This window comes from Streptomyces sp. SID5785 (assembly GCF_009870065.1).
GTDB lineage: Bacteria > Actinomycetota > Actinomycetes > Streptomycetales > Streptomycetaceae > Streptomyces.
In genome coordinates this window covers 1-11,318 of the sequence record NZ_WWIA01000607.1, presented here as the reverse complement: position 1 = coordinate 11,318, position 11,318 = coordinate 1, and the positions used below count along the sequence as shown (strand labels likewise).

8 protein-coding genes are annotated in these 11,318 nt (G+C 72.9%); 4 read left to right on the top strand and 4 right to left on the bottom strand.

The genetic code is table 11. The annotated features are described in order from the left end of the window. Nucleotides 1-163: 163 nt before the first annotated feature. Both GTW43_RS20025 and GTW43_RS20020 read right to left on the bottom strand, forming a co-directional pair. Nucleotides 164-625, bottom strand: coding sequence for a hotdog fold thioesterase (locus GTW43_RS20025; protein WP_161303391.1), 462 nt, complete (start codon nucleotides 623-625; stop codon nucleotides 164-166). A 58-nt stretch (nucleotides 626-683) separates the two neighbouring features. Next, nucleotides 684-2,981 carry an FdhF/YdeP family oxidoreductase gene (locus GTW43_RS20020; protein WP_161303390.1) on the bottom strand — a complete coding sequence of 766 codons (2,298 nt, stop codon included), beginning with the start codon at nucleotides 2,979-2,981 and terminating at the stop codon, nucleotides 684-686. A 230-nt stretch (nucleotides 2,982-3,211) separates the two neighbouring features. On the opposite strand from GTW43_RS20020, the gene polA reads away from it, so the two are divergent. Further along, nucleotides 3,212-5,878, top strand: a complete 2,667-nt coding sequence (polA, locus tag GTW43_RS20015; RefSeq protein ID WP_161303392.1) for a DNA polymerase I — start codon at nucleotides 3,212-3,214, stop codon at nucleotides 5,876-5,878. A 55-nt stretch (nucleotides 5,879-5,933) separates the two neighbouring features. On the opposite strand, the gene GTW43_RS20010 is transcribed toward polA, so the two are convergent. Continuing rightward, the gene (locus tag GTW43_RS20010) at nucleotides 5,934-6,842 is read right to left on the bottom strand and encodes a DUF4184 family protein (protein WP_161303389.1); all 909 of its coding nucleotides are present in this window, start codon (nucleotides 6,840-6,842) and stop codon (nucleotides 5,934-5,936) included. A 235-nt stretch (nucleotides 6,843-7,077) separates the two neighbouring features. On the opposite strand from GTW43_RS20010, the gene GTW43_RS20005 reads away from it, so the two are divergent. The 3 genes from GTW43_RS20005 to GTW43_RS19995 all read left to right on the top strand — a co-directional run bounded on the left by GTW43_RS20005 (nucleotide 7,078) and on the right by GTW43_RS19995 (nucleotide 10,168). Continuing rightward, nucleotides 7,078-8,838 (top strand): lytic murein transglycosylase, encoded by a 1,761-nt coding sequence (locus GTW43_RS20005; protein WP_161303388.1) that lies wholly within the window; start codon nucleotides 7,078-7,080, stop codon nucleotides 8,836-8,838. 158 nt (nucleotides 8,839-8,996) lie between these two features. Further along, nucleotides 8,997-9,131: an SPW_0924 family protein gene (locus tag GTW43_RS20000; protein ID WP_161303387.1), complete on the top strand. Its 135-nt coding sequence runs from the start codon at nucleotides 8,997-8,999 to the stop codon at nucleotides 9,129-9,131. 44 nt (nucleotides 9,132-9,175) lie between these two features. Further along, nucleotides 9,176-10,168, top strand: a complete 993-nt coding sequence (locus GTW43_RS19995) for a DUF3068 domain-containing protein (protein WP_161303386.1) — start codon at nucleotides 9,176-9,178, stop codon at nucleotides 10,166-10,168. Here GTW43_RS19995 and GTW43_RS19990 read toward each other — a convergent pair. Further along, nucleotides 10,158-11,318, bottom strand: a 1,161-nt coding sequence (locus tag GTW43_RS19990; protein WP_272922547.1) for an ATP-dependent helicase C-terminal domain-containing protein, incomplete at its 5' end; no start/stop codon positions are given. The two genes, GTW43_RS19995 and GTW43_RS19990, sit on opposite strands and share 11 nt — an antisense overlap.

Here is an 11,318-nt window from a genome sequence, read left to right as displayed (position 1 = left end):
CGCGGACCTCGCGGGCGCACGGCGGCGCGGGCGCATCCCGGCGCCCGGCGGGCGGGCACCGTCACCCGGCGCCCGGGCGCGGGCCGCTACCTAGGGTGTCGGCGGCCCGCGGGGCGAGGGGTGCGACCGCGGCCGCACCCCTCGCGGACAAGGCCTGTCCGGGTCACTGCTGGGGCATGTCCTTCAGGACACAGGTCAGCCGGGCTGTGCACACGCGCCGGTCCTGGTCGTCGCTGATGACGATCTCGTACGTGGCGGTGGTGCGGCCCCGGTGCACCGGGGTGGCCACACCGGTGACCAGGCCGGACCGGGCGCTGCGGTGGTGCGTGCAGTTGAGGTCGACGCCGACGGCGATCTTGCCGGAGCCGCCGTGCAGCATGGAGCCGACCGAGCCGAGGGTCTCGGCGAGGACCGCGGAGGCGCCGCCGTGCAGCAGCCCGTACGGCTGGGTGTTGCCCGCGACGGGCATGGTGCCGACCACCCGGTCCGCCGCGGCCTCCTTGATGTCGATGCCCATCCGGGCGCCCAGGTCCCCGGCCGAGAAGAGCGCGGGCAGGTCGACGCCGAGGGCGGCGTACTCGTCGATGACCTCTTGCGGGAACTTCACGTTCTGCTGCTCGCCCATGGGGCCCGGCTCCGTTCGTCGTACCTGTTCCGAAGTGACGCGTCGGCTGAGCAAACGCTCAGTCGGTCGCCGATTGTTCCAGGCGGACGACCACGGACTTGCTCGCGGGGGTGTTGCTGGTGTCCGCGGTGGCGTCCAGCGGCACCAGGACATTGGTCTCCGGGTAGTACGCGGCGGCGCAGCCGCGGGCCGTCGGGTAGTGCACGACGCGGAACCCGGGGGCGCGCCGCTCCACCCCGTCGCTCCACTCGCTGACGAGGTCCACGTAGGCGCCGTCGGCCAGCGCGAGCTCCCGCGCGTCGTCCGCGTTGACCAGCACGACCCGGCGGCCGTTCCTGATGCCCCGGTAACGGTCGTCGAGGCCGTAGATCGTGGTGTTGTACTGGTCGTGCGAGCGCAGGGTCTGGAGCAGCAGGCGGCCCTCGGGGACCTCCGGATGCTCGACGGGGGCCGCCGTGAAGTTCGCCTTGCCGGTCGCGGTCGGGAAGCGGCGCTCGTCGCGCGGGGCGTGCGGCAGCGCGAAGCCTCCCGGGTGCGCCACGCGCGCGTTGAAGTCCTCGAAGCCGGGGACGACGCGGGCGATGCGGTCGCGGACCGTCGCGTAGTCCTTCTCGAACTCCTCCCACGGGGTGCGCGAGGCGTCGCCGAGGACGCGGCGGGCCAGCCGGGCCACGATGGCGGGCTCGGACAGCAGGTGCCGGCTCGCGGGCTCCAGCCGGCCGCGCGACGCGTGCACCATGCCCATCGAGTCCTCGACCGTCACGAACTGCTCGCCGCTGCCCTGAAGGTCGCGCTCCGTGCGGCCGAGCGTCGGCAGGATCAGGGCGCGGGCGCCGGTGACCGCGTGCGAGCGGTTCAGCTTCGTCGAGACGTGGACGGTCAGGCGGGCGCGCCGCATCGCCGCCTCGGTGACCTCGGTGTCGGGGGACGCCGAGACGAAGTTGCCGCCCATGGCGAGGAAGACCTTCGCGTCCCCGTCGCGCAGCGCGCGGATGGCCCGGACCACGTCGTACCCGTGCGCGCGCGGCGGCGCGAACGCGAACTCCTTCTCCAGCGCGTCGAGGAACGCGGGCGCGGGCCGCTCGAAGATGCCCATGGTGCGGTCGCCCTGCACGTTCGAATGGCCGCGTACCGGGCAGACCCCGGCGCCGGGGCGGCCGATGTTCCCGCGCAGCAGCAGGAAGTTGACCACCTCGCGGATCGTCGGCACGGAGTGCTTGTGCTGGGTCAGGCCCATCGCCCAGCACACGACCGTGCGCCGGGAGGCCAGGACCATCTCCAGGGTCCGCTCGATGTCGGCACGCGACAGGCCGGTCGCGCGCAGCGTCTCGTCCCAGTCGGCGGCGCGGGCCGCCTCGGCGAACTCCGCGTAGCCGTGCGTGTGCTCGGCGACGAACGCCTCGTCGACGGCGCCCGAGCCGGGGTCGCTCTCGGCCGCGGCGATGATCAGCTTGTTGAGCAGCCGGAAGAGGGCCTGGTCGCCGCCGAGCCGGATCTGCAGGAACAGGTCGGTCAGCGTGGCGCCCCGGGTCAGCCCCTTGGGCGTCTGCGGGTTCTTGAACTTCTCCAGCCCCGCCTCCGGCAGCGGGTTCACCGAGATGATGCGGGCGCCGCCCGCCTTCGCCTTCTCCAGCGCGGACAGCATCCGCGGATGGTTCGTGCCCGGGTTCTGCCCGGCCACGATGATCAGGTCCGCCTTGTAGAGGTCCTCGAGCAGCACGCTGCCCTTGCCGACGCCGATCGTCTCGGTGAGGGCGGAGCCGGACGACTCGTGGCACATGTTGGAACAGTCCGGCAGGTTGTTCGTGCCGAACTCGCGGGCGAAGAGCTGGTAGAGGAACGCCGCCTCGTTGCTCGTGCGGCCCGACGTGTAGAAGACCGCCTCGTCGGGGGAGCCGAGCGCGGTCAGCTCCTCGCCGAGGATGTCGAAGGCCCGCTCCCAGCTCACCGGCTCGTACCGCTCGGCGCCCTCCGCCAGGTACATGGGGTGGGTGAGCCGGCCCTGCTGGCCCAGCCAGTACCCCGAGCGCGTCGCCAGGTCCGCCACCGGGTGCGCGGCGAAGAACTCCGGGGTCACCCGGCGCAGCGTGGCCTCCTCGGCGACCGCCTTCGCCCCGTTCTCACAGAACTCCGCCGCGTGCCGGTGCTCCGGCTCCGGCCAGGCGCAGCCGGGGCAGTCGAAGCCGTCCTTCTGATTGACGCGCAGCAGGGTCAGCGCCGTGCGCCGCACCCCCATCTGCTCCCGCGCGATCCGGAGCGACTCCTTGACGGCGGGGAGCCCGGCGGCGTGGTGCTGCGGCGCCGCGACCTGCGGCGCGTCCTGGACCGGGTCCGACGCGGGCGGCTTGCTGGCCATGGCTTGCTCCCCTTCGAGCGGTCCTGCCGGTGCGCTGTGCGACGTCACCTCCGATCCTCGCACGGGGGACGGACAGCACGGCGGCCGGTCCGGGGTGGGCCGCACTGTCAGTGGGGTCTGGCAGGATCGGGGACGTGGCAGAGAAAGCAGCGAAAACGGCGAAGACAGCGGCGACTGCGCCGACGAAGGCGGCGGACCCCGGCTCCGGTGCGGGAGGGCGCCCCCGGCTGATGCTCATGGACGGGCACTCGCTGGCGTACCGGGCGTTCTTCGCGCTGCCCGCGGAGAACTTCACGACGGCGACGGGCCAGCCGACGAACGCGATCTACGGATTCGCGTCGATGCTGGCGAACACGCTGCGCGACGAGGCGCCCACGCACTTCGCGGTGGCGTTCGACGTCTCCCGCAAGACGTGGCGCTCCGCGGAGTTCACCGAGTACAAGGCGAACAGGTCGAAGACCCCGGACGAGTTCAAGGGCCAGGTCGAGCTGATCGGCGAGCTGCTCGACGCGATGCACGCGCCGCGCTTCGCCGTCGACGGCTTCGAGGCCGACGACGTGATCGCCACGCTCGCCACCCAGGCCGAGGCCGAGGGCTTCGAGGTCCTGATCGTCACCGGTGACCGGGACTCGTTCCAGCTGGTCTCCGACCACGTCACGGTGCTCTACCCGACGAAGGGCGTCTCCGAGCTGACCCGGTTCACGCCGGAGAAGGTCCAGGAGAAGTACGGGCTGTCCCCGTCCCAGTACCCGGACTTCGCCGCGCTGCGCGGCGACCCGTCGGACAACCTGCCGGGCATCCCGGGCGTCGGCGAGAAGACGGCCGCGAAGTGGATCAACCAGTTCGGGTCCTTCGCCGACCTGGTCGAGCGGGTCGACGAGGTCAAGGGCAAGGCCGGCGCGAATCTGCGCGAGCACCTGGAAGCCGTCAAGCTCAACCGCCGGCTCACCGAGATGGTGCGCGACGTCGAGCTGCCGAAGACGGTCGCCGACCTCGCCCGCGAGCCGTACGACCGCACGTCGATCGCCATGATCCTGGACACCCTGGAGATCAGGAACCCGTCGCTGCGCGAGCGCCTGTTCGCCGTCGACCCCGGCGCCGAGCAGGCCGAGGAGGCCCCGGCCGAGCCCGGCGTCGAGCTGGACGGGACGGTGCTCTCCACCGGCCAGGTCGCCCCGTGGCTCGCCGGGCACGGCAGCCAGGTCCTCGGTCTCGCCACGGTCGACAGCTGGTCCCTGGGCACCGGCTCGGTCACCGAGGTCGCGCTCGCCGCCGCCGGGGGAGAGGCCGGCTGGTTCGACCCGTCGGCACTCGACGAGGCCGACGAGCAGGCCTTCGCCGCCTGGCTCGCCGACGCCGCGAAGCCGAAGGTGCTGCACAACGCCAAGGGCGTCATGCGCGTCTTCGCCGAGCACGGCTGGCACGTCGAGGGCGTCACCATGGACACCGCGCTCGCCGCGTACCTGGTCAAGCCCGGCCGGCGCTCCTTCGCGCTCGACGCCCTGTCCCTGGAGTACCTGGGCCGCGAGCTGGCCCCGGCCCCGGCCGACGGACAGCTCGCCTTCGGCACCGACGAGGACGAGCAGGCCGAGGCCGACGCGCTGATGATCAAGGCCCGCGCCATCCTCGACCTGGGCGAGGCCTTCGGCGAGCGGCTGAAGGAGGTCGGCGCGGCCGAGCTGCTGACCGACATCGAGCTGCCCACGTCGGCCCTCCTCGCCCGCATGGAGCGGCACGGTATCGCCGCGGACCGCGCCCATCTCGAGTCGATGGAGCAGATGTTCGCGGGCGCCGTCCAGCAGGCGGTCAAGGAGGCCCACGCCTCGGTCGGCCACGAGTTCAACCTGGGCTCGCCCAAGCAGCTCCAGGAGGTCTTCTTCGGCGAGCTCGACCTGCCCAAGACCAAGAAGACCAAGACCGGTTACACGACCGACGCGGACGCGCTCGCCTGGCTGGCCACCCAGACCGACCACGAGCTGCCCGTGATCATGCTGCGCCACCGCGAGCAGGCCAAGCTGCGCGTCACCGTCGAGGGCCTGATCAAGACGATCGCCGCCGACGGCCGCATCCACACGACGTTCAACCAGACGGTGGCCGCGACCGGCCGGCTGTCCTCCACGGACCCGAACCTGCAGAACATCCCGGTCCGCACCGACGAGGGCCGTGCCATCCGCCGCGGCTTCGTCGTCGGCGAGGGCTTCGAGTCCCTGATGACGGCCGACTACAGCCAGATCGAGCTGCGCGTGATGGCCCATCTCTCCGAGGACGAGGGCCTCCTGGAGGCCTTCAACTCCGGCGAGGACCTGCACAACACGGTCGCCTCCCAGGTCTTCGGCGTCGAGCACGCCGCCGTCGACGCCGAGATGCGCCGCAAGATCAAGGCCATGTCCTACGGCCTCGCGTACGGCCTGTCCGCGTTCGGCCTCTCCCAGCAGCTCAACATCGAGGCGGGCGAGGCCCGCGCCCTGATGGACACGTACTTCGAGCGGTTCGGCGGGGTGCGTGACTATCTGCGCCGCGTCGTCGACGAGGCGCGCGCCACCGGGTACACGGAGACGATGCTCGGCCGCCGCCGCTACCTGCCCGACCTGAACTCGGACAACCGCCAGCGGCGCGAGATGGCCGAGCGCATGGCGCTCAACGCCCCGATCCAGGGCACCGCCGCCGACATCGTCAAGATCGCGATGCTCAACGTGGACAGGGCGCTCGCCGAGGCGAAGCTCACCTCCCGGATGCTGCTCCAGGTCCACGACGAAATCGTCCTGGAGATCGCACCGGGGGAGGCGCAGGCCGCGGAGGAGCTGGTGCGCCGCGAGATGGCGGCGGCCGTCCATCTGAACGCCCCGCTCGACGTCTCGGTGGGCCTCGGTCCGAACTGGGAGTCGGCCGCGCACTGAGCGTCAGCGCTCCCGCAGCACCGCCTGGGGCGCGGCCTGATCCGCCGGACAGGCCCTAGGCCGTGTCCGCCGTCCGCGGGGCAGGACCACCCGGTCCTGCCCCGCCGTCGTGTCCGGCTCCGTCGTACCCGGCTCCGTCGCGTCCGGCGCCGGCCCCGCCGGACCCGCTGGTGCGGCGGCCGCGCACGCGGTGGACCGTCGCGTACAGCACCGTGCCGAGGGCGAGTCCGGCGCCGGCGCCGAAGCAGAGCGTCGGGATGATCTCCCACGGTTGCCACTCCAGGCCCGCGCCGTCCACGTACGCAAGCCAGCGGGCGATCCGGAGCGCGGCGCAGCCGGCCGTGCAGCCGCCGATCAGGAGCAGCGCGATCCGCCGGTCCGCCGGGGACGCGGCGTCCGGCGCCGCCCCGCCCGGCACCGCGCGCAGCGCCCGCCACAGGAACACCCCGAGCACACCGAGCGCCAGAGCCGAACCCCCGTACTGCGCATACCAGTACAACGGTGAGCCCGCGACCTTCTCGCCCAGGACGGGCAGCACCCGCATCCCCCACCGGTCCAGATGCGTGAACGCGTCCCACACCACGTGGGTCAGCGCGCCGAGCGCCGCCGAGAGGTACCACCACAGCAGGGCACCCGGCCGGATTCCGGTGCGCGCGCGCCCGGCCGGGGCGCCGGTCCGGCCGCGCAGCCGTGCGGGCAGCAGCCCGGCCAGCGGCCCGGCCACCAGCCGCCACAGCCCCACCAGCGCCAGCGCGATCGGCACGTCGACCGTGACCACACCCCAGAAGGAGTGCGTGACCTCCCCGAAGCGCATCGCCCCCGGCACCGCGCTCGCCGCGAAGTAGGTGACGTCCGGGGCGAACGACCCCGCGACCAGGAGCGACGGCACCCAGCGGCCCCGCCCCGAACCGTCCCTGCGGATCAGCGGCAGGACCGCCGCCGCGTGGCTGAGCGTGAACGGCACGACGGCCCCTCCCAGTTCGGCATCGCTGAGCCAGGCAGCCTACGACAGAGGTCATCTCCCCGGTCATTCGGTGAATACCGGGCACGAACAGGTGTCTGCGCGCAGGAAGTTGTCGTAGGGTCGGCTGGGTCCGTGCGCCGGGGAGCAGACGGGTCCACGTAGCTCCACGAAGTCCCGCGATCCGGGACGGACCGGGCATGGGGGCGACGTCGGACGACTGGGAGGGGTTCGCGGCATGGCGGCGGTATTCGGCAGGCGGCTGCGCAGGGGTGCGGTCACGGCAGCGGTCGCCGCGGTGGCGGTGGCGGCGCTCTCGGCCTCGCAGGCCCCGGGCGTGACCACTCCGCAGGCGGACAACGGCCGCTCCGCGGCCGACCGTTCCGACGACGGTTCGTCGCCCGACGGGGCGAGCGGTCCGGACTACTACACCGACCTGCCGAAGCTGAACAGCCCGACCGACGACCCCACCGCGAGCCCCGGCGGCGGCGCCAAGGACACCGAGGCGGGCATACCGGCGACGGTCCTCGACGCCTACAAGAAGGCCGAGGCCGCGCTCGCCACCAGCAAGCCCGGGTGCAACGTGTCGTGGGAACTGCTCGCCGCGATCGGCAAGGTCGAGTCCGGCCAGGCCAGTGGGGGCAACGTCGACGCGAACGGCGACACGATCGACCCCATCAAGGGCCCGCCCCTCAACGGCAAGGGCTTCGCCCACATCAAGGACACCGACGGCGGCCTCTACGACGGCGACACGGTGTACGACCGGGCCGTCGGCCCCATGCAGTTCATCCCGTCGACCTGGGAGTGGGCCGGCCGCGACGGCAACGGGGACGGCAAGAAGGACCCCAACAACATCTACGACGCCGCGCTCGCCACCGGCCACTACCTGTGCCGTGCCGACCGCGACCTGTCGGACGCCGGGGACCTGAACAAGGCGATCCTCAGCTACAACAACTCCTCGGACTACTTGGCCACGGTGCTGTCCTGGTTCGAGTTCTACCGCAAGGGCGCCCACGAGGTCCCCGACGGCAGCGGTGTGCTGCCCCGGCACCCGAGCTCCGGCGGCGGCTCGACCCCGTCGCCGAGCCCCACCCCGGGCAGCGGCGGCGGTTCGGCGAGCCCCTCCCCGACGCACCCCTCCGGCCCGGACAAGCCGTCCAAGCCCACGGACCCGTCCAAGCCGACCGACCCGTCCAAGCCGACCGACCCGTCTGACCCGTCGGATCCGTCCGACCCCTCGGACCCGCCGAGCACCAGCCCGACCCAGAGCGTCACCGAGCTCGGCGACGCGGACACGGGCCGGCTCAGCGCCATGGCGGGCGACGCGTTCGCCGAGAAGGTCGCCGTGCGCGCCACGAACGCGAAGGGCAAGGGCGTCGCCACCGTCAAGATCCGCTTCGCGGTCGTCGGCGACACGGACGCGGCGTTCTCCGGCGGCGCCAAGAGCGTCGTCGCCACCACGAACAGCTCGGGCACGGCCACCGCGCCGGCACTCACGGCGGGCGAGAAGACGGGCCGGTTCACCGTCCGCGCCACCGTCGTCGGCCGCACCCTCGCCGGCCTCGACTACACGGCGGACGTCACGGCCCGGGCCGCCGACAAGCTGGTCCGCGTCGGTGACGACGAGCTGAGCTGTGTCGCGGGCGAGGAGTTCGCCGACCCCGTCACGGTGAAGGCGACCTACAAGGGCGCGGCGGCCGACGGCGTCGCGGCCACCGCCACACTGATCACGTCCGCCGACGACGCCACCGAGGCGGACAAGGGCCCCTACTTCAAGGACGCCGACGGCAAGACCGTACGCACCTGGAAGGACCTGAAGACCGCCGACGACGGCACGCTGCGCCTGCCGAAGCTGTACGCGGACGACGCCACCGGCACCTTCCTGCTGCGTATCACCACGACGGGCGGTGCCACCCTCACCGTCGAGCTCAAGGTGACGGCCGCCCCCTCCGACGGCGCCTCGGAGTCCCCGTCCGCCTCCGCGAGCCCGTCCGCGTAACGCGCACGACGCTTGGCCCGACCGAGCCCCCGGCCCCCGTGGCCGGGGGCTCGGTCCGTCCTGCTCCGCCTGTTCTCATCTGCCCTCGGCATTGCTACGGTGCACCGACCCACGAGGCCTGACGCACCATCAGATACGGCGGACACGGGAGGTCGGACATGCGTGCCCTCATCGCGGCGGGGATCGGACTGGCCGCGGCACTCGCGCTGGTCCTCACCATGACGGCCATCGGCGCCCCGCCCGGCGAGACGTCCCCGAAGCCGCTGCTCACCACGGTCCCCAAGCACCCCTGACCCGTCCCCGCACCCCTGACGCACCGCCGAGGAGGGCCGCCGAGATGCGCCGCAAGGCCAGCCTGATCCTGCTCGCCCTCGCCGTGTTCTGCACGGCGCTGTCCCCGCTCATGCGCTGGTACGCCTTCCCGCGCCTGGCGAAGATCCCGCCCAGCCAGTACCAGACCATGGTCCTGGAGGCGAAGAACGCGACGCTCATCGACTACGGCACGATGAAGGAGAAGACCGTCCCCAAGCTGAGCATCGTGCAGACGCTCAAGGGGAACGTCGAGGAGTCGGAGAAGATCGAGAAGAGCGCGGGACGGGACGTCGTCGTCTGGGACGGGCTCACCTACGTCGTGGGCCCCGACGGCAAGATGGTCTCCCAGATCCCCGAGCGGTACATCTTCGACGCCCACAGCTCCGAACCCGTCCACGCCACCGGCGAGTCCGTCGACGGCGACGCGGTCAAGCGCGAGGGCATCGAGTTCAAGTGGCCGTTCCTCACCGAGAAGCGGGACTACGAGTACTTCGACGCCCGGGCCCGCGTCACCCGCCCCATCCACTACAAGGGCACCCAGGACTTCCGCGGGGTGAAGGTCTACTACTTCGAGCAGACCATCCCCTGGACGAAGGTCCCCTTCCCCAAGAAGCTCCCGGTCAAGGGCATCACCCCCGAGTCCGTCGCCAAGACCGGCACCGAGATGTGGTACACGACCGTCCGCAAGTTCTGGGTCGACCCCACCACCGGCGCCCCCGTCTACGGGGAGGAGATCCACAAGGAGGAGATGCGCGGCGGCAGCCTCCTCGGCGAGGGCAAGAAGGTCACCGCGTTCTCCGGGCACGTGAAGATGCGCGAGGACTACATCGAGGACACGGTCGCCCTGGTCAAGTCCCAGCGCGTCCTCGTCCTCCTGCTCACCGCCTACCTGCCCTGGGGCTTCCTCACCCTCGGCGTCCTGCTCCTCGCCCTCGCCCTGTGGCTGGAGGCCCGCAGCAGGCGCCCCGGCGACCCCGAGGACAGCGCCCTGCCCGAGCCCGAACCGGTCACCGCCTGAGCCGGGCGTTCGTGTGCCGGGTCGGCAGCGCCGCCGCCGGGTCCTCGGGCCACGGATGCTTCGGGTACCGGCCGCGCAGATCGGCCCGCACCGCCCGGTAGCCCTCGCGCCAGAACGACGCCAGGTCCGCGGTGACCGCCGCGGGCCGCCCGGCCGGGGACAGCAGATGCACCAGTACCGGCACCCCGGCGAGCCGCGGCGTCTCCTGGAGCCCGAACATCTCCTGGAGCTTCACCGCGAGCACCGGCTGCTCCGGATCCGTGTAGTCCACCCGGATCCGTGAACCGCTCGGCACCTCGAGACGCTCCGGCGCCAGCTCCTCGAGCCGGGCCGCCTCCCCGCCCGCCCAGGGCAGCAGCCGCACCAGCGCCCGGCCCGCATCGATCCGGCCCAGGTCGGAGCGCCGGCGCGCCGCGCTCAGCTCCGGCTCCAGCCATGCGTCGGCCCGCGCGAGCAGCGCCTCGTCGCTCATGTCCGGCCACGGCGCGCCCCGTTGCGCGGACAGGAAGGCCAGCCGCTCCCGCAGCCCCGCCGCGTCCCGGTCCCACCGCAGCAGCCCGAGTCCCTCCCGCCGCAGCCCGTCGAGCAACCCCTCCCGTACGAGCGCCGGAGCGGGCTGCCGCAAGGGGCGCACGGCGAGCTCGACGGCCCCGAGCCGCTCGACGTGCCGGGCGACCAACTCCCCGTCGTCCCATGCCACTTCGTCGCCCTCGGTGTGCAGTGGGCCCGCCGCCCACCGGGCCGTCTCCTCGTCCACGACGGCACCGAGCCGCACGCGTGCGTGCCCGGCGCCGACCGGCCGGTCGGCCACCGCGACAGCCACCCACTCCGCGTCCCGCAGCGGACTCCCGTCCCGCACCTCGGCCCGCGTCCCGGACACCATCAGCCAGGACCCCTTGTCACGCCGCCCGAGCCGCTCGGGAAACGCCAGCGCGGCCACCACCCCGGCGACGTGCTCGTCCCCGCGTGCGTCACGAGCGGGCCCGCCCGGTGCGTCCCCGCCCGGTGCGGCCGGCCCGTCGCCCGCCAGTGCCGCCAGCCGCCGCACCTCCCGGTGCCACCGGCCCGCGTACGCGTCACCCCCGCGCCGCGCCGCCCGCAGCGCCTGCGCGAGGTCGTCGCCGTACTCGCGCGGCGGCTCCTCGCTCAG

What these genes read in the sequence shown, in the direction of transcription:
- GTW43_RS20000 (WP_161303387.1), top strand. Translation starts at nt 8,997, where the DNA reads ATGCGTGCCCTCATCGCGGCGGGGATCGGACTGGCCGCGGCACTCGCG.
- GTW43_RS20005 (WP_161303388.1), top strand. Translation starts at nt 7,078, where the DNA reads ATGGCGGCGGTATTCGGCAGGCGGCTGCGCAGGGGTGCGGTCACGGCA.
- GTW43_RS20025 (WP_161303391.1), bottom strand. Translation starts at nt 625, where the DNA reads ATGGGCGAGCAGCAGAACGTGAAGTTCCCGCAAGAGGTCATCGACGAG.
- GTW43_RS19995 (WP_161303386.1), top strand. Translation starts at nt 9,176, where the DNA reads ATGCGCCGCAAGGCCAGCCTGATCCTGCTCGCCCTCGCCGTGTTCTGC.
- GTW43_RS20020 (WP_161303390.1), bottom strand. Translation starts at nt 2,981, where the DNA reads ATGGCCAGCAAGCCGCCCGCGTCGGACCCGGTCCAGGACGCGCCGCAG.
- polA (WP_161303392.1), top strand. Translation starts at nt 3,212, where the DNA reads ATGCTCATGGACGGGCACTCGCTGGCGTACCGGGCGTTCTTCGCGCTG.